Origin of the sequence: Streptomyces sp. NBC_00086 (assembly GCF_026343255.1) — a bacterium.
GTDB lineage: Bacteria > Actinomycetota > Actinomycetes > Streptomycetales > Streptomycetaceae > Streptomyces.
The window spans coordinates 1,047,395-1,069,576 of the sequence record NZ_JAPELZ010000001.1 but is presented as its reverse complement, the minus strand read 5'-3'; the positions used below and the strand labels follow the sequence as shown (position 1 = coordinate 1,069,576).

At 72.3% G+C, this 22,182-nt stretch carries 23 protein-coding genes and 1 tRNA gene; 11 read left to right on the top strand and 13 right to left on the bottom strand.

The window, feature by feature from the left end; translation table 11 throughout:
- Positions 1–54: 54 nt before the first annotated feature.
- The 4 genes from lysA to OG276_RS04900 form a co-directional block, all read right to left on the bottom strand.
- The gene (lysA, locus tag OG276_RS04915; protein WP_266903094.1) at positions 55–1,389 is read right to left on the bottom strand and encodes a diaminopimelate decarboxylase; all 1,335 of its coding nucleotides are present in this window, start codon (positions 1,387–1,389) and stop codon (positions 55–57) included.
- Positions 1,390–1,400: 11 nt separating this feature from the next.
- Complete coding sequence (locus OG276_RS04910) at positions 1,401–1,781, bottom strand: SAV_915 family protein (RefSeq protein WP_266903092.1); 381 nt, start codon at positions 1,779–1,781, stop codon at positions 1,401–1,403.
- Positions 1,782–2,024: 243 nt separating this feature from the next.
- Positions 2,025–3,371, bottom strand: a complete 1,347-nt coding sequence (locus OG276_RS04905; protein ID WP_266903090.1) for a M20/M25/M40 family metallo-hydrolase — start codon at positions 3,369–3,371, stop codon at positions 2,025–2,027.
- Between the two features lie 356 nt (positions 3,372–3,727).
- A complete protein-coding gene (locus OG276_RS04900; RefSeq protein WP_266903088.1) occupies positions 3,728–4,897 on the bottom strand; it encodes a PP2C family protein-serine/threonine phosphatase in 1,170 nt (389 codons plus the stop codon).
- Between the two features lie 121 nt (positions 4,898–5,018).
- Here OG276_RS04900 and OG276_RS04895 point away from each other — a divergent pair, with 121 nt between their 5' ends.
- Positions 5,019–5,912, top strand: a complete 894-nt coding sequence (locus OG276_RS04895; RefSeq protein ID WP_266903086.1) for an SGNH/GDSL hydrolase family protein — start codon at positions 5,019–5,021, stop codon at positions 5,910–5,912.
- Between the two features lie 136 nt (positions 5,913–6,048).
- A complete protein-coding gene (locus tag OG276_RS04890) occupies positions 6,049–7,248 on the top strand; it encodes an MBL fold metallo-hydrolase (RefSeq protein ID WP_266903084.1) in 1,200 nt (399 codons plus the stop codon).
- Positions 7,249–7,382: 134 nt separating this feature from the next.
- Here the strand turns inward: OG276_RS04890 and OG276_RS04885 are convergent, their stop codons facing one another.
- Both OG276_RS04885 and OG276_RS04880 read right to left on the bottom strand, forming a co-directional pair.
- Positions 7,383–8,528 (bottom strand): hypothetical protein, encoded by a 1,146-nt coding sequence (locus OG276_RS04885; protein WP_266903082.1) that lies wholly within the window; start codon positions 8,526–8,528, stop codon positions 7,383–7,385.
- Positions 8,529–8,642: 114 nt separating this feature from the next.
- The gene (locus tag OG276_RS04880; RefSeq protein ID WP_266903080.1) at positions 8,643–9,716 is read right to left on the bottom strand and encodes a hypothetical protein; all 1,074 of its coding nucleotides are present in this window, start codon (positions 9,714–9,716) and stop codon (positions 8,643–8,645) included.
- A 589-nt stretch (positions 9,717–10,305) separates the two neighbouring features.
- Here OG276_RS04880 and OG276_RS04875 point away from each other — a divergent pair.
- From OG276_RS04875 to OG276_RS04850, 6 genes are all read left to right on the top strand, one after another.
- Positions 10,306–12,135, top strand: coding sequence for an ATP-binding protein (locus OG276_RS04875; RefSeq protein ID WP_266903078.1), 1,830 nt, complete (start codon positions 10,306–10,308; stop codon positions 12,133–12,135).
- A gap of 38 nt (positions 12,136–12,173) precedes the next feature.
- Entirely contained in the window at positions 12,174–12,605 is a 432-nt protein-coding gene (locus tag OG276_RS04870) for a roadblock/LC7 domain-containing protein (protein WP_266903076.1), read from the top strand.
- Positions 12,602–13,021: a DUF742 domain-containing protein gene (locus OG276_RS04865; protein ID WP_266903074.1), complete on the top strand. Its 420-nt coding sequence runs from the start codon at positions 12,602–12,604 to the stop codon at positions 13,019–13,021. The genes OG276_RS04870 and OG276_RS04865 overlap by 4 nt, the downstream gene beginning before the upstream one ends.
- Positions 13,022–13,049: 28 nt before the next feature.
- Positions 13,050–13,730: an ATP/GTP-binding protein gene (locus tag OG276_RS04860; RefSeq protein ID WP_266903072.1), complete on the top strand. Its 681-nt coding sequence runs from the start codon at positions 13,050–13,052 to the stop codon at positions 13,728–13,730.
- Positions 13,618–14,169: a GAF domain-containing protein gene (locus OG276_RS04855; protein ID WP_266903070.1), complete on the top strand. Its 552-nt coding sequence runs from the start codon at positions 13,618–13,620 to the stop codon at positions 14,167–14,169. The genes OG276_RS04860 and OG276_RS04855 overlap by 113 nt, the downstream gene beginning before the upstream one ends.
- A gap of 89 nt (positions 14,170–14,258) precedes the next feature.
- Positions 14,259–14,663 carry an MmcQ/YjbR family DNA-binding protein gene (locus OG276_RS04850; RefSeq protein ID WP_266903068.1) on the top strand — a complete coding sequence of 135 codons (405 nt, stop codon included), beginning with the start codon at positions 14,259–14,261 and terminating at the stop codon, positions 14,661–14,663.
- On the opposite strand, the gene OG276_RS04845 is transcribed toward OG276_RS04850, so the two are convergent.
- Both OG276_RS04845 and OG276_RS04840 read right to left on the bottom strand, forming a co-directional pair.
- Entirely contained in the window at positions 14,650–15,552 is a 903-nt protein-coding gene (locus OG276_RS04845; RefSeq protein ID WP_266903066.1) for a transketolase family protein, read from the bottom strand. The genes OG276_RS04850 and OG276_RS04845 overlap by 14 nt on opposite strands.
- A 54-nt stretch (positions 15,553–15,606) precedes the next feature.
- Entirely contained in the window at positions 15,607–16,311 is a 705-nt protein-coding gene (locus OG276_RS04840) for a transketolase (RefSeq protein WP_266903064.1), read from the bottom strand.
- A gap of 156 nt (positions 16,312–16,467) precedes the next feature.
- On the opposite strand from OG276_RS04840, the gene OG276_RS04835 reads away from it, so the two are divergent.
- A tRNA-Pro gene (locus OG276_RS04835) sits at positions 16,468–16,541 on the top strand.
- Positions 16,542–16,620: 79 nt separating this feature from the next.
- Here the strand turns inward: OG276_RS04835 and OG276_RS04830 are convergent.
- The 3 genes from OG276_RS04830 to OG276_RS04820 all read right to left on the bottom strand — a co-directional run bounded on the left by OG276_RS04830 (position 16,621) and on the right by OG276_RS04820 (position 19,168).
- On the bottom strand, positions 16,621–18,156 hold the full coding sequence (locus OG276_RS04830) for a fused MFS/spermidine synthase (RefSeq protein WP_266903062.1): 1,536 nt from the start codon (positions 18,154–18,156) through the stop codon (positions 16,621–16,623).
- 98 nt (positions 18,157–18,254) lie between these two features.
- A complete protein-coding gene (locus tag OG276_RS04825; protein WP_266912523.1) occupies positions 18,255–18,581 on the bottom strand; it encodes a hypothetical protein in 327 nt (108 codons plus the stop codon).
- Between the two features lie 14 nt (positions 18,582–18,595).
- Positions 18,596–19,168, bottom strand: a complete 573-nt coding sequence (locus OG276_RS04820; protein WP_266903060.1) for an RNA polymerase sigma factor — start codon at positions 19,166–19,168, stop codon at positions 18,596–18,598.
- 268 nt (positions 19,169–19,436) lie between these two features.
- Between OG276_RS04820 and OG276_RS04815 the strand changes: the two genes are divergently transcribed.
- Both OG276_RS04815 and OG276_RS04810 read left to right on the top strand, forming a co-directional pair.
- On the top strand, positions 19,437–19,739 hold the full coding sequence (locus tag OG276_RS04815) for a helix-turn-helix transcriptional regulator (protein WP_266903058.1): 303 nt from the start codon (positions 19,437–19,439) through the stop codon (positions 19,737–19,739).
- On the top strand, positions 19,736–20,128 hold the full coding sequence (locus OG276_RS04810; RefSeq protein WP_266903056.1) for a VOC family protein: 393 nt from the start codon (positions 19,736–19,738) through the stop codon (positions 20,126–20,128). Before OG276_RS04815 ends, OG276_RS04810 begins: the two co-directional genes overlap by 4 nt.
- 170 nt (positions 20,129–20,298) lie before the next feature.
- On the opposite strand, the gene OG276_RS04805 is transcribed toward OG276_RS04810, so the two are convergent.
- Together OG276_RS04805 and OG276_RS04800 are read right to left on the bottom strand one after the other, a co-directional pair.
- A complete protein-coding gene (locus OG276_RS04805; RefSeq protein ID WP_266903055.1) occupies positions 20,299–21,366 on the bottom strand; it encodes an NUDIX hydrolase in 1,068 nt (355 codons plus the stop codon).
- Positions 21,367–21,505: 139 nt separating this feature from the next.
- Entirely contained in the window at positions 21,506–22,141 is a 636-nt protein-coding gene (locus OG276_RS04800) for a LysE/ArgO family amino acid transporter (RefSeq protein WP_266903054.1), read from the bottom strand.
- Positions 22,142–22,182: the final 41 nt, after the last annotated feature.

The window sequence follows — 22,182 nt, the reverse complement described above, 5'->3', positions numbered from 1 at the left end:
GTCAGGGCGAAGAACGCGTCGTCGAGGTCAGGTCTTCCGGGTGGGAGGCGACATCTAATCGCCGATGTCGCGGATCCGGAGATCGTCCAGCGTTTCGCGTCGTACGAGTACCCGGGCCGTGCCTTCGTGGACGGCGATGACCGGAGGGCGGCCGACCATGTTGTACCCGGAGGCCATGGACAGCTGGTAGGCGCCCGCCACCGGTACGGCGAGCAGGTCGCCGGGGTGGATGTCGTCCGGCAGCTCCACGCCGCTCGCGAGGATGTCCCCGGCTTCGCAGTGCCGGCCGACGACCGTCGTCGTACGCGGGGCGGCCGTCGAGTGGCGGCCGATGAGGCGGGGCGCGTAGCGCACCCCGTACAGGGCGGGCCTCGGGTTGTCGCTCATGCCGCCGTCGACGGCCACGAAGACGGTCTCGCCCGTGCGTTTGACGGCCAGTACGCGGTACAGGGCGACTCCGGCCGGCCCGACGACGGCCCGCCCCGGTTCGATGACGAGCCGGGGCACGGGCAGACCGGCGGCGGCACAGGCTTCGCCGAGCTCGGCGCGCATCCGGCGGGCGAGCGCGGTGAGGTCGAGGGCGGGTTCGCCGGGCCGGTAGGCGATGCCGTGGCCGCCGCCCATGTCCAGCTCGGGCAGGACGACCCCGTGGGCGTCGCGGACACGGGCCATCAGCCCGACCATCCGGCGGACCGCCGCCACGTAGGGCTTCACCTCGGTGATCTGTGAGCCGATGTGGCAGTGCAGGCCGGTCAGTTCGAGCTGCGGCCGACCGAGGATGCGCGAAATGGCGTGCTGCGCCGACCCGTCGGCGATCGAGAGCCCGAACTTCTGCCCCTCCGTACCCGTACGGATCTTTGCGTGGCCCCCGGCCGAGATGCCCGGCACGACGCGCACCAACACCTTCTGACGCCCGCCGGGCCCGACGGCGGCCGCGATCCGGGCCATCTCGGACGGGCTGTCGATGACGATCCGCCCCACGCCCAGCCGCAGCGCCGACTCCAGGTCGCGGGGCGACTTCGCGTTGCCGTGGAGCACGATGCGCTCGGCGGGGAAACCGGCGGTGACGGCGAGCTCCAGCTCCCCGGCGGAGCACACGTCCAGGCCCAGTCCCTCCTCTTCCACCCAGCGCACCATCGCGCGGGAGAGGAACGCCTTGGCGGCGTAGAGGACTTGGGCTTCGGGAAGGGCGGAGCGGTAGGCGCGGCACCGGTCGCGCACCTCGCCCTCGTCCAGGACATAGGCCGGTGTGTCGAACCGGTCGGCGATCTCTGCCAAGGACACGCCGCCGACGCCGAGGTCGCCGTGCGGCAGCAGGGTGGTGGACGCGGGCCACACGGACAGTTCGCCGGCGGCGGTCAGAGCATCGGGAAGGTCGGTGATGGTCATGCGGTTCCCCTTCACGCGGTCCGGGCAGCGACGTCGGGATCCTGCGCCGCCGAGGTGGTGACGGGAGCGGTCGCCGGCACCTGGGCGACCGGCGCGACCGGGGCGGCGGCAGGGGCGGTCAGCGTCGGATCGACGGTCAGCAGCGACGCTCCGACCGGCCCGGCCATCGCGCGGAGCGCGGACTCGGCGAGCCGGATCCAGGGCCGGCCGGCGCCGAGCGTGGCCTCCAGCCGCTCCGCGGTCGTGAAGCCCACGGCGGTACGGTCCCCCAACGGGGTGCGGAACAGGCGTATCACCACCTCCGCCCTTCCCGGCAGGACCGGTACGTAGAGGGGTCCGGCCGGGACGCGTTCCTCAGGCTCCGGATCGTCGTCGTACTGGAACAAACACATGGGGCCCTCCCAGAGGAACCGCGAGTGGCAGATGGGGCCCCGGATGCGGGGAGGCGGTCCGGGGCGCGACACCGAAGCTATCCCCGCCTCCCCGCGCCCACGGTCACCCCATGACGGGACCTTGACGCCGGGCGCCCAAGTCCATACGGGTCACTGACGGCCCTGTCCGGTCCGGACCACCGTCACGGCGACATCGTCGAAAGGCCGGCCGGGTGTCCCACCCCAGTGTCCTGCTCCGCACGTTCAGGTGGCCAGTCTGACCACGGCGTCGAGCAGGCATCGCCCGCCGAACACCACGTCGCTCACCCGGGCGTGCTCGTCGACTCCGTGGATCAACCGCATGATGTCGGCGTCGCTCGCCGACGGGAAGAATCCGATGACCTTCGTCTCGGGGAACGCGCGGGCGTCCGTGGAAGCGGAGTTGATGTACGGAAGGACCCGCGCACCGGGCTCCTGGCCCGCCACCACGAGGTCCAGTACTCCCAGGAGTTCTGGATCGTCGTGCACTCCGGCACTCACGCGCCCCTGGAGCAGGCTGACTTCGACCCCGCTGCCCACCACCTCCTGCACTTGCGCCGCCCAGTCCTCGGGGCGTTCGCCGGGCAGCAGACGCCCGTCGAGCACGACGGACGCTTCCGTCGGTACGACGTTCAGGCGCCGTCCGCCGGACAGCAGGGTCGGGGTCGCCGTGTTGTGCAGCCCGGCGACGACGAACTCGCGCAGGAGGGGGTCGATGGGCAGGCTGCGGGCGCCCGCCCAGGTCGGCTCCTGCGCCAGGCGTCGGATCGCCGCCCCCGCGTCGCCCGGGTGAAGTTCCGCCAGCGTGTGGAGCATTCGGCGTGAGGTGGGCTGCAGGATCGACGGGGCCGCGAAGTCGCGGAGCCGTACCAGGGCTTCGGCCAGGGCGAAGACCGCCGCATCAGGACGGGGGAGGGAAGCGTGACCGCCCTCGCCGGTCGCGGTGATCCGCATCCTGGCGCTGCCCTTCTCCGCGACCTGCACCGTGTAGACGGGACCACCGGGTGTGAGGAAGCGCTGTCCGCCGCCCTCATTGAAGGCCACCTCCGCCTCCACGAGCGAACGGTGGTGCTCCCACAGCCAGTAGGCCCCCAGCCTGCTCCCCGCTTCCTCGTCGGCCGTGACGACCATCAGGACGTCACGGCGCAGCGGTACTCGGTGCGCCGCCAGCAGTTGCATGATGAGCAGGCTCGCCGCGATCTGCCCCTTCATGTCCAGCGAGCCCCGGCCCCAGACGCGGCCGTCCGTCACCTCACCCGAGAAGGGTGGCCTGCTCCAGTCCTCGGCCTGGGCACCCACCACGTCCGCGTGCCCGAGCAGCATCAGCGGCGGCCCGTCGCCCGAGCCCGGCAGCCGGGCGACCACATTGGCCCGCCCCGGCTCGGACTCCAGCACGGTGTGCCGGATCCCGCAGCGGTCCAGTTCTCGGGAGAGGTACCGGGCGACGGCGATCTCGTTCCCGGGAGGGTTGGAGGTGTCCAGGCGTACGAGGTTCGAGAGGTGGCCGACCAGATGCTCCTCCTCATCGGCCCACTCGAAGGGCAGCTCGAAGGGCAGCTCGAACGGAGCCATCACTCGCTCCTGACCAGTGCGTCCGTCATCCGCGAAGCCCGGGCGTTCAGGGGGACGTTGTGAACGCGGATCATGTCCACCCGGGGTCTCACTCAACACAGCACACCTAACTGCTCACACGACGTGCTCACGCCGCAGAGGAACGGGGACGAGGAGGGGAGGAGGGGGCGCCAAGGAGGGTGGCGAGCGGTCGCCGCCACGAAAACCTAGCGAGTAGTCGGTAAGTTACGTTACGGTTCCGCAATCGAGGGCTCAAGCCTTCGGGGACGGTGACGCCCTGACGCTCTCGCTCTCGGCCGACAGTGCCGGGCCCGGGGGAGGGGCGGCGGTGAGTCGAAGATCCGTACCGGCCCGCTTCAGACGAGCCGGTCGATGAGGATCATCGCCACGTCGTCCGTCAAGAGGCCACCGGTGTGGCGGACCAATGCCGCGTGCAGTTCGTCCAGGAACTCCTGCGGGGAGGTGTCCGCGGGTATCCGCTCCATGGTCTCCGGCAGGGGGAAGAAGTCGTCGGCACGGTCGCGGGCCTCGATCACGCCGTCGGTGTAGAACAGCAGCCGGTCACCGGGCAGGAAGGGGTAGCTCTCGGGTGTGCCGGGAAGATCGTTCACGAGGTCTTCGAGACCGAGCGGCGGCATGGGCAAGGCGGGCATCAGGGCCTCGGTCCTGCCCTGGCGGAGCACCAGCGGAGGGGGATGGCCGCGGCTGACCAGGTGCACCACCTGTTCGTCCGCGTCCGGCACCTGGGCGATGAGCGCCGTGGTGAAGCCCTCCAAGAGGACTTCGGGAAGCTCGGCCTGGGAGTAGGTACCCGGTACGGTCGCCTCCCGCCGCAGCGCGGCCGCGCAGTGGTTCATGACCTCCTGGAGTTCGTCCTCGTAGTGCACGGCCTCCCGGAACGCGCCCAGGGTCACCGCGACCGCGCGGATGGCGGACAGCCCCTTCCCCCGAACGTCCCCCACGATCAGCCGGACGCCGTAGCGCGTCTGTACGGCCTCGTACAGATCTCCGCCCACCTGTGCTCCCGTCCCGGCCGCGAGGCACATGCTGGCCGCCCGCACCGGGCCCAAGAGCTCGGGGACGGGCCGCAGGACGACCTCCTGGGCCGCCACCGCGATCCGGCGGACCTGGTCGAGCTCGCTCTGCCGGCGCGCGCGGACCGCGTTGCTCAGGGTGACGCTGGCGACGGACACCACGAGGATTCCCAGGAAGTTGCCGATGATCAGCTGGGTCTGGGTTCCCCACGACTGGTTGTACGTCGCGGAGGTCGCGTTCACACTCGCGGCGAGGGCCGCCGCGGACAGCGTGCCCACCGGGCCCATCGTCAGCGCGGCCAGCGCCGGCGTGGTGGTGAGAATGGGGCCGGTGACCAGATCGTGTGCGGGCGAGAGCTCGATGCCCAGCACGCCCAGCGCGATCGCGAACGGCGCGCACTTGGCCAGTGTGAACAGGAGCGCGCCGTGACCGCCCGCCCCCGTCCGTGGGAACGGTCCTGGCCGAACGGGCGGGCGAGGATGTGACCCCATGGGACCAGCCTGCCTCGCGGAAGCCGTTACGGCCTCCCGGAAAACCCCTGACCACAGGGGCCCCGCCCGGGGGGTGGCGAAGATCACGGTCCGTAAGGCACTGGCTACGGTCGCGTAGGTCATGATCCGCCGTGAAGTATGGGGTCTCGTGGCAGCGACGACGACATCCAAGACCAAGACCATTGGCTCGTACGCGGCGCTCGGGGACAGCTTCACCGAGGGCGTGGGGGACCCGGGACCGGGGGACGCCTTCCTGGGCTGGGCGGACCGGCTGGCCGTCCTCCTGGCCGACCGGCGCGAAGAGCGACACGAGGAGTCCGGCGCGTCCGGTGGTTCCGGCGCGTCCGGCGAGCCGGCCGGCTCCGGCGAGTACGCCGGTTCCGGCGGGTTCCGGTACGCGAACCTGGCCGTACGGGGACGGCTGCTCGACCAGATCGTGGCCGAGCAGGTCCCCCGGGCCAAGGAGCTCGCACCGGACCTGGTGACCTTCTGCGCGGGCGGCAACGACATCATCCGGCCCGGCAGCGATCCGGACGACGTGGCCGAGCGGTACGAGGCGGCCGTGCGCGACCTCGCCGGATCCGTCGGCCTGGTCGTGATCACCACCGGCTTCGACACCCGCGACGTGCCGGTCCTCAAGCACATGCGGGGCAAGATCGCGACGTTCAGCGCGCACGTACGGTCGATCGCCGACCGGTACGAGTGCCCCGTACTCGACCTCTGGTCGCTGAAGTCCATACAGGACCGGCGGGCCTGGGACGACGACCGGCTCCACCTCTCGCCCGAGGGGCACACCCGGGTCGCCCTGCGCGCCGCCCAGGTGCTCGGCCTCGACACGCCGGCCGACCCGGACCAGCCCTGGCCGCCGATGCGCCCGCGCGGATCGGTGGACACCACCCGCGACAACATCCAGTGGGCGCGCGAGTACCTGGTGCCGTGGATCGGCCGAAGGCTGCGCGGGGAGTCCTCGGGGGACCACGTGGAGGCGAAGCGGCCTGACCTGCTGCCGCTGTAGGGGCGCGCCGGGGCGGGCGGGAAGGGGCGCCGGGGCGCGGTCGGAGCCGGGTGGCGGAATCCTTGGGGAGTGTCACGCGTTGGGATGGTGGTAATCATGAGAACGCCCTGCCCGCACCCCCCACACTGGAGGCGCCTTGACCGGCTCCCGTCCCTTGCGTCCACGGCTGCGCGCACTGCGGCCCGAAGCCTTCGGCGCGGACCCGTCCGGTGCCCGGCTGGAGCGGATCCGGCGTTCGCCGAACTTCGCCGACGGAGTGTTCCAGAACCCGGCCGGGACCCGGACCAGGCCCTCCGGGTCCATGGCGGAGTTCGCCAAGATCTACTTCCACAAGGAGCAGCGGCTCCGGCGTAGCCCCGGCGCCCCCATCCCGGTCTACCCGACGACCCTCGCGGAGCTGTCGAAGCCCCCGGCGAGCGGTTTGCGGCTGACCTGGATGGGGCACTCCAGCGTGCTCGCCGAGATCGACGGGCGCCGGGTCCTCTTCGACCCGGTCTGGGGCGAGCGGTGCTCCCCCTTCCCCTTCGCCGGTCCCAAGCGCCTGCACCCGGTACCGGTGCCTCTGGCCTCGCTCGGCGAGGTGGACGTGGTGGTGATCTCGCACGACCACTACGACCACCTCGACCTGCCGACCATCAAGGCCCTGGCGGGCACGGACACGGTCTTCGCCGTGCCGCTGGGCGTCGGCGCGCACCTGGAGCGCTGGGGAGTCCCGGCCGACCGGCTGCGCGAGCTCGACTGGAACGAGACGACCAAGGTCGCCGGACTCTCGCTCACGGCCACCCCGGCCCAGCACTTCTGCGGGCGCGGCCTGCGCAACCAGCAGTTCACCCTGTGGGCGTCCTGGGTCGTCGCGGGCGACGAGCACCGGATCTACCACAGCGGGGACACCGGCTACTTCCCCGGCTTCAAGGAGATCGGCGCGGCGCACGGGCCCTTCGACGCCACGATGATCCAGATCGGGGCGTACTCGGAGTTCTGGACCGACATCCACATGACGCCCGAGGAGGGCGTACGCGCCCACCTCGACCTCCAGGGCGGCGTGGCGCGCGGCACGATGCTGCCGATCCACTGGGGCACCTTCAACCTGGCCCCGCACCCGTGGGACGAGCCGGGCGAGGGCACGGTGAGCGCCGCCGAGGTGGCCGGGGCGGCGATCGCCCTGCCGGTGCCGGGGCAGCCCTTCGAGCCGGGTGCGGTGGACGCGCCGAACGCGCCGTGGTGGCGGCCCTTCGTGGCCGCGGGTTCGGCCCCGCCGGTCACGGCGGCCCCGTCCGCCGCGGCAGAGCGGCCGGCGGCCGTGACCCGCGAGGAGCCGGAGGCGGTGGGCTCCTAGGCCCGTAGGCCCGTAGGCCCGTAGGCCCGTAGGCCCGCAGGCCCGCAGGTCTGGAACGTGAGCGGAGCGGGATCTCCCGGGTCGGGAGGTCCCGCTCCGCGGTGTTGTGGGGGTCGGCTGTGACCCGGGTAGGGCTAGTGGTGCCGGTGGCCGCGGTTCATGGTCAGGCAGAGCGCCCAGACGTCGGTGTAGGTGTCCGGCGAGGGCGATCCCCCGGCGTGGATGCTGGCCGTCCAGGACGCCGCCGTGGTGGATCCGTTGGCGACCGGGTTGCCGTCGGAGTCGCTGGGGAAGCTTCCGTTGAGGTGGGTGCCGCCCGAGCCGGCCTTGGTGAAGCCCTTCGTCGTCACGTCGCCTCCGCTGGCGGCGGCGCCTCCGCTGATCAGGAGGCTCTTGTCGCCCTGCTCTCCGTGACGGCCGCGTCCGCGCCGGTCCTGTCCGCTGTCGTCGGCGCAGCCGACGGTCGCCGTCCGGCCGGTACCGGGTCCCGTCGGGCCGGTCACCTCGCGGAAGTGGACCTCGGTGGTCATGCCGCTGACGTTGACGCGGTCCCCGGTGCAGATCGCGTAGGCGAACGTCGTGTTGCCGTTGTTGCCGTGTCCGCCGCCGATCCCCCCGACCGCGGTCCAGGAGTCGGGGTTGACCTCGCCTTCGGCAGCGGGCTTCCGGCCGAAGTCGTGCGCGGCGTCGTTGAAGGTGGGGAAGCTGCCGATCGGCTTGAGGCTGCCGACACTGGCGGGAGTGTTCCGCACGCCGCCGCCGAGCAGCATCGTGCCGGCAGGACAGGTCGCCACGACCGCCTCGGACGATTGCGGGGCGGTGGGCCCGGCCTTCTGGTTCATGACGACCTGAGTGTGCCTGATCCGCGGGGTGGAGAGGCAGACCGCGTACGCCGTGGTGGAGAAGGCGGGGCCGGCGTTGCCCCCGCTGCCGCCGAACGCGAGCCAGTGCCTGACGTCGGTGCCCACGACCCCGGGCGACTCGGTGTACTCGGTGAGGCCGTCGGGGCTGGGAGCCATGCCCAGCACGTGGTTGCCGTTGCGCGTGCTCTCGGTGCCGATCGTCTGGTTGACCCCGCCGCCGGAGACGAGTCCGTCGGCGCAGTCGGCGCGGGACGAGACACCGGTGAAGGTGGTCGTGGGGCCCATGGTGGCTCCGGGGACCGTCACGGTGACGCCCGCGACGTCGGCGTAGGCGATGTCCGGGACCGCCAGGGCGATCAGGGCGCCGGGGATCAGCGCCTTCGCCAGGACGGAACGGCGCAGGGACTTCTTGTTCATCGGTTGTCTGTCTTTCTGGGGTCAACGCGCGGCGGACGTGGCACGAGAGCGGTCGTCGTTCGGATGCGGCGTTGTGCGGGTGGAGCGGGTGGCACGGGTGGTGCTGCCGGTGACTCAGACGCCGTCGTCGGCACAGAGCGCCCACACGTCGGTCTTGGTGTTCGGTGAGGACGATCCACCGGTGTGGGTGAAGGCCGTCCAGGACGCCGCCGTGGTGGCCCCGTCACTCACGGGATTGGCGCTGGAGTCGCTGGGGTAGCTGCCGTTGAGGTGGTCGCCGCCCGAGGCCGGTCCGGTGAAGTTGGTGGTGGTGACGTTGCCCCCGCTGATGGCGGCGCCCCCGCTGACCAGCTTCCCGTCCCCGCCACCGCAGGTGACCGTGGCCTTCAGGCCCGTGCTGCCGGTGGTCGGGCCGCTCACCTCGCTGAAGCGGACCTTCACGTTGACACCGCTGACGTTGATGCCGCTCCCGCTGCAGATCGCGTAGGCGAAGGTCTGGTTGGCGGCGTTGCTGTTGTTGTCCCACCCGACGGCGGACCAGGAGTCGGGGTTGGTCTCCCCGTCCGCCGCGGCCTTCGCGCCGTAGCCGTGGGCGGAGTTGTTGAACGTGGGGAAGCTCGCGATCGCCTTCAAGGAGCCGGTGTTGCCGGGGGTGGTGCGGGCTCCGCCGCCGAGCAGACGGGTGTTGGCCGGGCAGGTCGCCGTGACGAGCCCCACCGTCGAGCCGGTGGTGGGCGCGCCGACCTTGGTCATGACGACCTGGGTGTGGTTGATCAGGTTGCTGGTGAAGCACACCGCGTAAGGGGTGCTGGAGAAGCCGGCGTTCACCTGGCCCCCGCTTCCGCCGATGCCGAGCCAGTGCGTCACGTCGGTTCCGACGACCCCGGTGGAACCGAGGTACTCGCTGGTGCCGTTGGAGCTGGGCGAGGTGCCGTTGACGTGGTTGCCGTTCACCGCCCCGGTGCCGAGGGCCTGGTCGATCCCGCCGCCGGAGATCAGGCCGCTCGAACAGTCCGCGTGGGTGGATATCTCGGAGCTGGAGGTGGCGGGTCCGCTGGTGGCCCCGGGGGTCTTCACGGTCACGCTCACGGTGTTGGCGTGGGCGGTTCCCGGTACGGCCAGGGTCAGTACGGCGCCGAGGAGCAGCGTCCTGCCCGCGGCGAAGCGGCGCAGAAGTCCTGCGGTCATGTGGATCTCCCCATGTGGTGGGTGACTGCTGATGGGTGATGGCTGATGGGCGATGGCGCGGCGGTGGCGATGGCGGGTGGGCGATCGGCTGAGCCGGAGCGGCACGGGAGTCGTCGGTGCGGAGCTGTCACGGCATCACAACGGCTGCCTGCCTCGCGGATGTACGCCGCTCAGGGGCAGGCCAGGGGTACGGACTCGGCCATATCGCCACTCTATTGTGAGCAGCGCATGCGGACTCTAGCAGTCCTATAGCGCTGCATCTACCCAGGTAATTCTTGAATTTAAGTTGCATGTGCCGAGGTCGAGCATGTGACTCCCCGGTAGTCGGGCCGCAGTCGTGGGGCGGGAGAGGGGCGAGGTGCGGGCGGGGGCTCCAGGAGGCGGCGCGTGCCCGCATGGCGCCGGGGAGTGCGCGCTCCCGGCGCATTCGGGCTGTCGTACGAGCGCTCCATCGGGAGCGGGAAGCACCCGGGCGAAGTTCCCCAACTGGCCGTCCTGGGGCCGATCGTGCGGTCTAGCGTGGGTATCCGGTGATCAACACCGGATCCCGGGAAGCCCGGGGGCCGGGCCCCACCTACCGAGGACGCCGATGTCCGGACTCCGCGCCGCCCGCCACTCCCCGTCGAGACACGCCGTCACCGGTCCCGGTCGGCAGATACGGCCCCAGCTGATCCGCGCCGCCCTGCTGCCCACGCTCGCCGCCGGGCTCAGCGGCGCCGCCGCGGTGCTCTTCGCGCTCCAGCTCGGCGGCGGCGCGGGCGCGCGCGACCCCCGGCTGTGGCCGGTGCTCAGCGGCTGCGCCCTGCTCTTCGCGGGCGCGCTCGCGGCCGCCCTTCTCGGGGCCCAGCGTGCGGCCAAGACCGTGCGCGACCGCTGCGAGGCGCTGCGCCGCTCCAGCGTCCGGGGCCGCCAGGAGCTGCACACCACCGCCGACCGGCTGGAGCGCGGCGAGCTGCCCGCCCGCCCGGTGCGCGGCGGACCGGCCGCGCCGTCCTTCGGTGCGGAGACGGCGGGGATCGACGAGTTCTGGCTGCTCTCGCAGGAGCTGCGCGGCGCCCGCGAACAGGCCCACGCGACCCTGGTCCGCCTCGGCGGCCCCGTCGCGCCCTCCGACAGCGACCGCAAGGTCGAGGTCTTCGTCAACCTCGCGCGCCGCCTCCAGTCCCTCGTGCACCGCGAGATCTCGCTGCTGGACGACCTGGAGGACACGGTCGAGGACCCGGACCTGCTCAAGGAGCTCTTCCACGTCGACCACCTCGCCACCCGGATCCGGCGCCACGCGGAGAACCTCGCGGTGCTCGGCGGAGCCGCCTCGCGCCGCCAGTGGACCCGGCCCGTCGACCTGAGCGAGGTGCTGCGCTCCTCGGTCGCGGAGGTCGAGCAGTACACCCGGGTCAAGGTCGTGCCCCCCGCGGGCGGTTCCGTACGCGGCCACGCCGTCGCCGACGTCGTGCACCTGCTGGCCGAACTCGTCGAGAACGCCACCGTGTTCTCCGCCCCCGACACCGATGTCGTGGTGCGGGCGGAGCGGGTCACGGCCGGGATCGCGGTCGAGGTGGAGGACCGGGGCCTCGGCATGCCGCCCGAGGAAGCGCACCGGATGAACGCCCTGCTCGGAGACCCCGACCAGATCAGCGTCCGGCAGCTGCTGGCCGACGGGCGGATCGGCCTGTTCGTGGTCTCGGCGCTCGCCCGCAGGCACGGGATCGCCGTCGAGCTCAAGTCCAACATCTACGGTGGCGTGCTCGCCGTACTGGTCCTGCCCCGGGAGCTGCTGGGGGCCGAGGCGCCCAGCGCCGCCGACGCCCTGGGCGGCTCCCGGGCCACCTCCTGGGGGACCGGCGAGGGGACGGGCGCGCCACGGCTGGAGCCGGTACGGGTACCCGCGCCGGAGCCCGTACGAGTTCCCCCGCCCGCGCCGGAGCCCTCCGGCGCCCCGCCGGTGGTGCCGGGCTGGGACGCCGGCGCACCGGGCAGGGCGCCTCGTACGCGGCGTGCGGGCGCGGCACCGGTGCGTGCGGGAGCTGCCGGTGCCGAGCACCGCGGTGCGGAGCCTCGCGCTGCCGAACCGGCGGTCGCGCAAGCGGCGGTGATGGCGGCGGGCACGGTGATGGCGCCCACGGTCGAGGCAACCAGGGCCGGGGCGTCCGCGGTTGCCGCGCCCACGGTCACGGCGCCGCCGGAGACCGTGGTGGCGCCGCTCGCGCCACCACTGCCCGTACCCGCCGCCCGGGACGGCGCGGAACGGCCGCCGCTGCCCCGCCGGCGGGCCCAGGAACATCTCGTGCCCCAGCTGCGCGAGGCCCCCGTACCCCGGCCGAACGGCGCCGAGGGCGCGGAACGGCCCGTGCACGACCCCGGCCTGATGGCCGCCTTCCAACGGGGCTTCGGCCTCGCCCAGTCGGAGCACCAGACGTGACCCCGGCCTCTCACCCGACAGCGAAGGAGCGCACCCCCATGGGCGGCGAAGTGGCGACCACGACCAGTCGGCTCTCGGACCTCGACTGGCTGCTCAGCGGCCTGGTCCAGCGGGTGCCGTACACGCGCAGCGCGGTCCTGCTGACCGCCGACGGGCTCGTCACCTGCGTGCACGGGCTCGACGCCGACAGTGCCGACCACCTGGCGGCCCTCGCCTCCGGGCTGTACGCGCTGGGCCGCAGCGCCGGATCCCGGTTCGCGGAGGGCGCCGAGGTACGGCAGGTGGTGGTCGAACTCGACACCGCCCTCGTCTTCGTCTCGGCGGCCGGATCCGGCACCTGCCTGGCCGTACTGGCCGACCGGGAGGCCGATGCGGGCGTGCTCGGCTACGAGATGGCCATGCTGGTCAAGAGCGTCCGTCCGTACCTCGCGGCCCCGCCGAGGCGGCCCGTCCCCGACGTGGAGCGATGAGGGCCCGTGCGAGGGGGGCGACGGCACCGGGGGGACCGCGCGACGCACCGTGGCTGGACGATTCGGCGGGCCGGATCATCCGTCCGTACACCGCGAGCGGCGGGCGGACGCGACCGTCCGTCGCCCTCGACCTGCTGTCACTGGTGACGGCGACCGGAGTGCGTCCGCGGGCGCCGCTCGGCGCCGAGCACGCCCTCGCGCTCCGGCTGTGCGCCGGCTCGGCCGCGGTCACCGTCGCCGAGGTGGCGGGACACCTGAGGCTGCCGGCGGTGGTGGTCAAGGTCGTCCTCGGCGACCTGATGGAACACGGGGCCGTGACGGTACGGGCACCCTGCTTCCCGAACGGCGGTTCCTTCGCCGACGACGACCAGTCCCTCCTCCTGGCGGTGCTCGATGGCCTGCGCAAACGGCTCTGACCCGGCCGCCCGCGAATCCTCCGCGACCTTGAAGATCCTGGTCGCGGGCGGGTTCGGGGCGGGCAAGACCACCTTCGTGGGCGCGGTCAGCGAGATCGAGCCGCTGAGCACGGAGGAGCTGCTGAGCGGGCTGAGCGAGGCCGCCGACCCGCTGGACGGGGTCGAGGCGAAGACGACCACGACCGTGGCGCTGGACTTCGGCCGGATCACCCTGGACGAGCGGCACGTGCTCTACCTCTTCGGCACCCCCGGCCAGCAGCGCTTCTGGTTCCTCTGGGAGGAGCTGTGCGCCGGCGCGCTGGGGGCGGTGGTGCTCGCGGACACGCGCCGACTCGCCGACTGCTTCCCCGCCGTGGACTTCTTCGAGCGGCGGGGGATCGGCTTCATCGTCGGCGTCAACGAGTTCGACGGCGGGCACGGCTACACCGCCGACGAGGTACGGGACGCCATGGGGCTCGGCCCGGACGTGCCCGTCGTGCGCTGCGACGCACGCCTGCCGAGCTCCGCGACGGGGGTGCTGGCAGCCCTGGTCCACCACCTGCTCGATGCGAAGAACCGGACGCGTACGCCGTACCCGACGATGTGGGGGAGACACCATGACCTACTACGAATCGACCGGACACCTGCTGCTCACACCGGTGGACCGGGAGGCGCCCGCGCGCGTGCTGAGACTGCGCGAACTGGGGCTGGGGGAGCGGGTGGACGGTGAGCTGGACGCGTTCGCGCGGCGGGTCGCGGACGAGCTCGACGCGCCCTATGCCGGTATCAACTTCATCAGCGAGGAACGGCAGTTCTTCGCCGGCCTGCACCACGCGCCCGAAGCCCCGGCGAGCGGCTATCCGGCGCGGGCGCTCCCCCGGGACCACGGGTACTGCCCGCACGTGGTGGTACGGCGGCGCGCGCTGGTGCTGGAGGACGTACGGGACTTCGCCCGCTTCGCGGGCAACGCCGTGGTGGACGAGAGCGGGGTGCGCTCCTACGCGGGCGCCCCGCTGACCGACCGTCGCGGGATCGTTCTCGGGACGGTGTGCGCGGTGGACGTGGTGCCGAGGCGGTGGGGCCTGGCGGGGCTCGCGAAGGTCAAGGCGCTGGCGGCGGAGCTGGTGGAGCTGGTGCACCACCGGGAGGACCTCGCGGCCCGCGGGTGAATGTCAGTGCCCCGGGCTACGGTCGAAGACGAGGGACGGCACCAGAGCGGACTGGAGCGGACCGGGGCGGACCGGAGAGGAGTCGGGGGATGGCCACGACGGCGGAGGACGTCCGGAAGATCGCGCTGTCGCTCCCGGACAGCAGCGAGAAACCGGCCTGGGGCATGCCCACGTTCAGGGTGGGCGGCGGAGCGAACGGGAAGAGCGGGAAGATCTTCGCGGCGCTGGCCGACGACGACACCTCGATCGGGGTGAAGTGTCCCCAGGAGGACCGCGCCGAGCTGATCGCGGCGGAGCCGGAGAAGTTCTTCATACGACCCGGCCACGACGACAACTACGCGTGGCTCCGGGTCCGGCTCGCGGCGGTGGAGGACGCGGCGGAGCTGCGCTCGATCCTGATCGACTCCTGGCGCCAGGCGGCCCCCAAGCGCCTGGCGGCGGCCCATCCGGAACTGGACCGCCCCGGGCCGAAGGGGCCGGTCACCGCGGCATGAAGGCGGCGATCCGCGCACGCAGCGCGGCCGGATCCAGTCCGTGGGCCGCCGTGTGCTCCTCGATCGTCCCGTAGCGGCGCAGCTCGGCGCGGCCGACGCCGAGGCCGAGCACCCGGTGCGGGACCGCTTCGAGCGCCTGGTTCGCGGCAGCCGTGGAGGTCCCGGCGAGGTACGGCTCGACCAGCACCACGTCGGCCGGTCCGTGCCCGACGGCTGCGCGCAGTGCCGCGTCGTCGAAGGGCCGTACGGTCGGCGCGTACAGCACGCTCACCTCCATGTCCTCGGTCGCGGCGAGGACGTTGTCGAGCAGGGGCCCGACGGCGACGACGACGCCCGCGCGGCCCTCCCGTACGGTCTGGAATTCCGGGCCGCCGGTGACGGGGCGGGCCGCCGTGTTCGACTGCGCGGAGAGCCGTACGTAGACCTTGTCGTCCCCGGCGGCGTAGGCGTGGCGCAGCAGCGCCTCGGCCTCGTCCGGGTGGCCGGGTACGTGCACGGTCCAGCCGTCCAGGGTGTCCAGCAGGGCCACGTCGCCCGGCGCCATGTGGGTGAACCCGCCGGCCGGCCAGTCGTAGCTCGCGCTCGCGCTGACGAGCACCCCGCCCGTGCCCTGGTGCCCGAAGTCGAGCTTGACCTGCTCGAAGGGCCGCTCCACGAGGAAGCTGGCGAAGGTGTGCACCACCGGGCGCAGCCCGGTGAGGGCCAGCCCGCCGCCCACGCTGACCAGCAGCTGCTCGCGGATCCCGACGTTGATCACCCGGTCGGGATGGCGGTCCCGGGCGGGCCGGAAGCCGTCCATGGTGATCTCGGCCAGCACGAGGGCCAGCCGGGGATCCTCATCGAGCGCACGCGATGTGACCGAAATGAACCGTTCGCGCATGGTGTCCATGTCTCCCCCTCGAATCTCTCTGATGCCGTCTCCACCGCTGCCGCTCCTGCTTCTTCACTGCTTCTTCTCGACCCGGGCGACCACGACGTGCGGCCGGCCCGGATGAGGTGTCGCGTAGGCCGCGTGCAGCGCCGCGTGGTCCCGGCCGTCCACGGTGACCGCCGACCAGCCGGCCGCCTCGAAACGGGAGGCGATGCCGCCCCGCCAGCCGTGGGTCGCGGAGTCGTTGTCGATCACGATCGTGTGCAGCCGCTCCAGACCGGCCGAACCGGCGTACGCGATCGCCTCGTGGTTGCTTCCCTCGTCCAGCTCGGCGTCCCCGATCAGCACCCACACGGCCGGGTCGGAGAGCCCCTGGGCCCGCAGCCCGAGCGCGCTCCCGACGGCCAGCGGCAGCCCGTGCCCGAGGGAGCCGCTGCCGATCTCCACGCCGGGGATCAAGGTGCGGTCCGGGTGGTGCCCGAGGGGCGAGCCGTACGCGCCGAACCCGCTGAGCCAGTCGACGGGGAAGAACCCCTTGGCGGCGAGGACGGCGTAGTAGGCCATCGGCCCGTGCCCCTTCGACAGCAGGAACCGGTCCCGCCCCGGATCCCCGGCGCTGGCGGGCCCGACCCGTAGGACCCGGTCGTACAGCACCCACAGCGCGTCGAGCGTGGAGGTGGCGGCGGGACCGTGCTTCTCGGCCCCGGTCATCAGGGCCATGAGGCCCCGCAGGTCTTCGTAGCGGTGGCGTGCGTCCACGGGTGCTGTCGGTGTCATGGACCGATCGTGCAACCTGAAGCGGACTTGAGGTCAACACCCGCTCGTTTCACCCTCGCCCCGCCAAGGAGAGGAAAGGTGCGCGCGACCACCTCCCGAAGTGCGGTATCGTTCTCCTGCGCGTTCAACCAGGGGAAACCCCAGGTCAACGGGCATCGGGACGTGGCGCAGCTTGGTAGCGCACTTGACTGGGGGTCAAGGGGTCGCAGGTTCAAATCCTGTCGTCCCGACTGTGCGGAAACGCAGGTCGGAGGCCGTTCTCTCATCCGTGAGAGAACGGCCTTTCCCGTTTCCGGGGGTGTTGTCCCCTTACCCGCTGCTCCGCGGGCCGTAGGCCTGGAGGAGCTGGTCGACGGGTGCGTGGTCGTCCGTGAGCGGTCGGGCGCCGTCGATCCAGGTGGTGAGGCCGTTGCCGGTGGTGATCTTCCAGCCCGTCTGCCCGGCGTCCAGCGCTGTCTGGGTCGCGGCGGCGTCGATCGGCCGGTTGGAAGCGACCACCACCAGATTGCCGCCCTTGCGGGTGGCGCTCGGGTCGAGGCCGATGTCGGCCGGTTCGCCGACGAGGGCGACGTGTCCGAAGGCTTTGGCGATGGTGGCCACTTCGGCGCGTGCGAAGGCCAGATCGTCGTGGTCGATGAGGTTGGCCACGTACAGGCCGTCCTCGTCGAGCACCCGCCGTACGTCGGTCATCGCTTCCACCGTGGTGAGGTGCCACGGCACGCTGACGCCCCCGAAGGCATCGCCGACGACGAGGTCGCGGCTGGCCGAGGCCACGCGCCGCAGGCCGAGCCGGCCGTCCTCGACGCGCACGTCGATGCCGCCCTGTGAACTCAGCCCCAGTCGGTCGCGGTCGATGCGCACGACCCCGCTGTCGATCTCGGACACCAGGCTGCGCGTGCCGGGCCGGGTGGCCGCGAGGTAGCGGGGGAAGGTGAGGCCGCCGCCGCCCAGGTGGTGGGCGGCCAGTGCCTCGCCCCTGGGGAAGGAGGCATCGACGACCGCGGCGATGGCGCGGACGTACTCGAACTTGAGGAAGGTCGGGTCGTCGACGTCCACGTAGGAGTGCCGCACTCCGTCCAGAACGAGTGTGCGGCCGCTGCCCCGGTCGGGGTCCGCGACGACCCGTGCGCAGTGGTACCGGGTCTCCGTGTCACAGGCGCCCGGTGCGACCGTCGTGGCGAGGCCGCCGGCTAGGACCACGAGTGCGAGGGCGGGAGCGCCGGTCCACCCCCGGGTTCGCCACTCGGTCAGTGCCGAGCCGGCCACCAGCAGGGTGCCGAGGCCGATCAGGATGCCGCTGACCGGCAGGCGCGCGATGAGGACGAAGCCGGTGAGGACCGTGCCGAAGATGGCGCCGACGGTGCCGACGCCGGACAGCCGGCCGACGACCGTGCCGGTTTCGGCGAGGCTGGTGAGACGTAGCTTGGTGACGATCGGCGTCACCGCGGAGAGCAGCGCGCCCGGCACGAGGATGGTCAGCGCCGCGATCAGGAAGAGCATCGCCGGAGCCCACTCGGCCGTGGTGCGCAGCACGGCGGGGGTGAGCGCCACGACCGCTCCCGACAGCCCGAGTGAGGGGCCGATGAGCCGGCGTGGATTGACCTGGTCGGCGAGGCGCCCGCCCAGCCAGGAGCCGAGGGCGATCGCGGTGAGGGCGATGCCGATCACCATGGTGCTGGTTTCGAGGGTGAGGCCGAGGTAGGGAGCCAGGAGCCGCAAGGCGACGATCTCCACCACCAGGACCGCGGCCGACGACCAGAAAACGAGCAGGGCGGCGGCGCGGGGGCCCAGGCCGTAGGAGCGGGGCGTGCTCTCGGCCACGGGCGAGGAGGGCGAACTGGTCACGGCCGACATCCTTGCACGCGACCCGTCGACGCCTTGACGAAAATCCTGATTCAACCCGATACGGGTGAAAGTGAGTTGTTCGTCCGCCGGGCTGCCGGCTACCGCGCCGACTTCGCTGCCGGGTGCGCCTTGGTGAGGGTGCAGGCGCCGTCCGCGCACTGGCGTTCCAGGCGGCCGCGGGAGACGGTCTGTGCCAGGCCGACCAGCCAGCACGTGGGGCAGCCGCGGAAGACGACGAGGGCCGGCGCGGCCGCCAGCAGGGCGACCGGACCGATGACGGGCACCAGGGCGATCGAGCCGATGATCAGGCCGAAGCCGATGGCGCCGCGCGCCAGGTGGCGCGGGACGGACGCGCTGGCGAAGTTCCTTTCGGGCGCTGCGGGTTGTGAGGGTCGTGCGGGCCCCGGGGTGTTGACGGGCTTCACGCTGTCGACGGTGTTCACGGTCGTGAGTCTCCTTGGACGGGTTGGTCGATCGCCGCCAGTGAGTGGCGCAGTGCCGCGCGTGCTCTGTGCAGCCGCGATTTCATCGCGGCCGTGCTCAGGCCGAGCGCATCGGCGACGGTCTTGCCGGGCAGGCCCTGGACGTCCCGCAGGATCAGGATCTGCCGCTGGTCGCGGGGGAGGGAGCTGAGGGCGGCCGCGATCCGCTCCGCCTCCAGCCCGTGCAGCACGGCGTCCTCGGCGGACCGTTCCGTGGGCGCCGGTGCGGCCGGCGCTTCCTCGCGCCGCGAGGCGAGCGTCCGTAGCTGCCGGAGGCACTCGTTGCGCACGATCCGGAACATCCACGAGGCGAGGGCGCCGGTGGCCCGCAGGCTGCCGATCTTCCGGTAGAGGATGATCAGCGCCTCCTGCGCCGCGTCCTCCGCGTCCTGCGGCGAGGCGCAGAGCGACAGGGCGAACTTGCGTACGTGCGGCTGCGATTCCATGACGACGGTGGTGAGTGACGTGACATCGCCGTCCTGGGCGGCCTTGATCAGCCGCTCGTCCGGCCAGGCGAAGCGTTGGTTCATGTGGTGCTCATTCCCGGTAGGCGTTCGGCACGGGCTCTGCTCAGATCCGGCCCTTGTAGCGCCGCAGCAGGTGCCAGCTGCACGCGCCCACGAGCAGGGTGCCGAGCACTACGAGGCTGGTGATCATCATGGGTGTTTCCTCCTGTGTCCTACTCGGCCCGGTCGGCCGGTACACGGACAAGAGGCGGGCGGGTCCGAAAAGGATTCGCCTCCGGACGAAGTCGTCGTCGACTTGATAGGCAAGTGATTGCTTGCCTATCCTGTGGGGGTGGCCGACGAACTCTTCAGAGCTTTGGCCGACCCGACCCGCCGCACCATCCTCGACGAGCTCGCGGAGAAGTCCGGGCAGACGCTGTTCGAGATCTGCTCGCGGCTGACGATGAAGCATCGGCTCGGCATCTCGCGCCAGGGCGTCTCGCAGCACCTCGCCGTGCTGGAGGCCGCCGGACTCGTCGAGACCAGGCGGGAAGGCCGGTACAAGTTCCATGACCTGAACACGGCCCCGCTGCGGCAGATCGCCGAGCGATGGCGCCTGCCCGACCCGTCCGGACCGGAAGAGAGCACCCCATGAAGATCCACCTGACCAGCGTCTTCGTCGACGACCAGGCCAAGGCCCTGCACTTCTACACCGAGATCCTCGGGTTCGTGAAGAAGCACGACGTCCCGCTGGGCGGGGAGCACCGGTGGCTGACCGTGGTCTCGCCCGAAGAGCCCGGCGGTACCGAACTCCTCCTGGAGCCCGCCGCCCACCCGGCCGCCAGGACCTACCGGGACGCGCTCGTCGAGGACGGCATCCCGCTCGCCCAGTTCGCCGTCGACGACGTCAGCGCGGAGTACGAGCGCCTGCGCGGCCTCGGCGTCCGCTTCACGCAGGAGCCGCTGGAGATGGGCCCCGTCACCACCGCCGTCTTCGACGACACCTGCGGCAACCTGATCCAGCTCGCGACCGAGCCGAAGTAGCCCGTAGGGGACCGGGACGTCTGTTTGGTGCAGCAAAATCCCCGATGAGCCGTCTGCTGGTCGGCGGGGGCGGCTGGGCCACCAGCGTCGCCAACCTCTTCTGACCTGACCCACCCGAAGCAGGAAGGCGGCGCCGCCGGATCGACCGGCGGCGCCGCCTTCTTCGCTGTCTAGGTCTGATCCACCCGTCGCCCCGCGTGCAGTTCGAGGGGGCCGGCGGCCGTGGTGCGGGCCGAGAGGCAGGCTTCGATCTGGCGGCGGAGCGCCGGTTTGGCGAACCGGCGCAGTTCGGCCGGGGGGACCGCGCGCCATGCGAGGAGCTCCGCCTCGGGCAGGCGGATCCGGGCCAGGGCGGTGGCGTCGAGGGTGCCGCCGTCGTAGAGGAAGCGGACCCGGGCCGGATAGCCGGACCGGTGGGACCAGTTGACGGCGAGCAGCCTGCCGGGGGCGAGGTCGAGGCCGAGCTCTTCGAGGATCTCGCGGCGGGCCGCGTCGCGCGGGATCTCGCCGAGGTCGCTGTCGATGCCGCCGCCGGGCAGGTTCCAGTGGTCCGGATCGCCGTACGCGGGCCGCACCAGCAGGACCCCGCCCGCGGAGTCGGTGAACAGCACGCTCGCCGCAGTGAGGGCCTTGGGGCGGGCGGCGCGGTGGCCGGCGGGGTCGTAGGCGTTCGCGTGCTCCAGCTCCGCCCGGCGCGCGGGGTCGAGGCCGGCCGGTGATCCGGGCTGCGGGACCGCGTCGATCAGGTGGGCGAGAGAGCCGGAGTACAGGGCGGCAAGGGAGGCGCGCAGGCGGGAGGCCTTCGGGGTCGACAGGGCCTCGTAGGCCTCCTCCGGGCTGAGCCAGCGCGCCTCGGTGATCTCCCCGTCCGGGAAGGAGATCGCCGAGGCCTCCTCGGTCGTGAGCGGTCCGACGAGGTGGACGTGGACGACGAGGGAGCGGCCGAGCGGCCCCGGCGGGCGGGAGTCCACGGCGAGCAGCCGCCCGACCGGCACGCTCAGGTCCAGCTCCTCCTTCAGCTCGCGTGCCAGTCCCTCCTCCGGGGTCTCGGTGTCCTCCACGCATCCGCCCGGGAGCTCCAGCTCCGCCTTGTAGGAGGTGGTGAGGACGAGCACCCGCCCGCGCTGGTCCAGCACGATGCCGGTGGCGGCCACGAGGGGGGAGGGCTGGGCGGCGTAGTAGGCGCGGGCCGAATCGGTGGAGGGGGACGCGGGCGGAGGCGGGGGCTGATCCGGCACGGGGGCTCCTGGAAGGGCGGGGAGATGACGTACGAGGTGACGTGTGAGGTGGCGGGGCAGGGTGATCCGTACCCACTCGGGGAGTGTCCATGGGGTGGACCTCGGTGGGTGGAAGCCACGTACGCGCGGGGGCGGAGGGTCAGGCCCGGACGAGGAGCAGGCCGCCCATCGTGACCATGGTCGCCGCGACGAGGCCGTCCAGGGCCCGCCAGGCCGAGGGCTTGCCGAGCGGGCCGCTCAGCAGCCGGGCGCCGTAGCCGAGCGCGCCGAACCAGATGAGGCTCGCCAGGACGGCCCCGGCGCCGAAGGCCCAGCGCAGGTCGCCGCGGCCGGCGGCGATGGACCCGAGCAGCAGCACGGTGTCGAGGTACACGTGCGGGTTGAGCCAGGTCATGGCCAGGCAGGTCAGCACGGCGCGCCGGGCGGAGGCGGAGCCGGAGGCCCTGCCGGTGGAGTCCGCGGCGAGGGCGGCGCCCGGGTCGGGGCGCAGCACCCGGCGGGCGGCCAGGGCCCCGTAGCCGATCAGGAAGGCGCCGCCGACGAGGCCGACGAGGGTGAGGGCGGGCGGCCAGGCGGTGACGAACGCGCCGACGCCGGCCACGCCGAGGGCGATGAGCGCTGCGTCCGAGAGGGCGCAGATGGCGACCACGGGGAGGACCGATTGGCGGCGTACGCCTTGGCGCAGGACGAAGGCGTTCTGGGCGCCGATGGCGACGATGAGGGAAAGACCGGTGCCGAAGCCGGCGAGGGCCGCCGTGATGATGCCGTGTGTCATGTCTTCGACCGTAAGGAGCGGCGCGGCGAGGAGTACAGCTA

What these genes read in the sequence shown, in the direction of transcription:
- lysA (WP_266903094.1), bottom strand. Translation starts at nt 1,389, where the DNA reads ATGACCATCACCGACCTTCCCGATGCTCTGACCGCCGCCGGCGAACTG.
- OG276_RS04910 (WP_266903092.1), bottom strand. Translation starts at nt 1,781, where the DNA reads ATGTGTTTGTTCCAGTACGACGACGATCCGGAGCCTGAGGAACGCGTC.
- OG276_RS04905 (WP_266903090.1), bottom strand. Translation starts at nt 3,371, where the DNA reads ATGGCTCCGTTCGAGCTGCCCTTCGAGCTGCCCTTCGAGTGGGCCGAT.
- OG276_RS04900 (WP_266903088.1), bottom strand. Translation starts at nt 4,897, where the DNA reads ATGGGGTCACATCCTCGCCCGCCCGTTCGGCCAGGACCGTTCCCACGG.
- OG276_RS04895 (WP_266903086.1), top strand. Translation starts at nt 5,019, where the DNA reads ATGATCCGCCGTGAAGTATGGGGTCTCGTGGCAGCGACGACGACATCC.
- OG276_RS04885 (WP_266903082.1), bottom strand. Translation starts at nt 8,528, where the DNA reads ATGAACAAGAAGTCCCTGCGCCGTTCCGTCCTGGCGAAGGCGCTGATC.
- OG276_RS04880 (WP_266903080.1), bottom strand. Translation starts at nt 9,716, where the DNA reads ATGACCGCAGGACTTCTGCGCCGCTTCGCCGCGGGCAGGACGCTGCTC.
- OG276_RS04875 (WP_266903078.1), top strand. Translation starts at nt 10,306, where the DNA reads ATGTCCGGACTCCGCGCCGCCCGCCACTCCCCGTCGAGACACGCCGTC.
- OG276_RS04870 (WP_266903076.1), top strand. Translation starts at nt 12,174, where the DNA reads ATGGGCGGCGAAGTGGCGACCACGACCAGTCGGCTCTCGGACCTCGAC.
- OG276_RS04865 (WP_266903074.1), top strand. Translation starts at nt 12,602, where the DNA reads ATGAGGGCCCGTGCGAGGGGGGCGACGGCACCGGGGGGACCGCGCGAC.
- OG276_RS04855 (WP_266903070.1), top strand. Translation starts at nt 13,618, where the DNA reads ATGACCTACTACGAATCGACCGGACACCTGCTGCTCACACCGGTGGAC.
- OG276_RS04850 (WP_266903068.1), top strand. Translation starts at nt 14,259, where the DNA reads ATGGCCACGACGGCGGAGGACGTCCGGAAGATCGCGCTGTCGCTCCCG.
- OG276_RS04845 (WP_266903066.1), bottom strand. Translation starts at nt 15,552, where the DNA reads ATGGACACCATGCGCGAACGGTTCATTTCGGTCACATCGCGTGCGCTC.
- OG276_RS04840 (WP_266903064.1), bottom strand. Translation starts at nt 16,311, where the DNA reads ATGACACCGACAGCACCCGTGGACGCACGCCACCGCTACGAAGACCTG.
- OG276_RS04820 (WP_266903060.1), bottom strand. Translation starts at nt 19,168, where the DNA reads ATGAACCAACGCTTCGCCTGGCCGGACGAGCGGCTGATCAAGGCCGCC.
- OG276_RS04810 (WP_266903056.1), top strand. Translation starts at nt 19,736, where the DNA reads ATGAAGATCCACCTGACCAGCGTCTTCGTCGACGACCAGGCCAAGGCC.
- OG276_RS04800 (WP_266903054.1), bottom strand. Translation starts at nt 22,141, where the DNA reads ATGACACACGGCATCATCACGGCGGCCCTCGCCGGCTTCGGCACCGGT.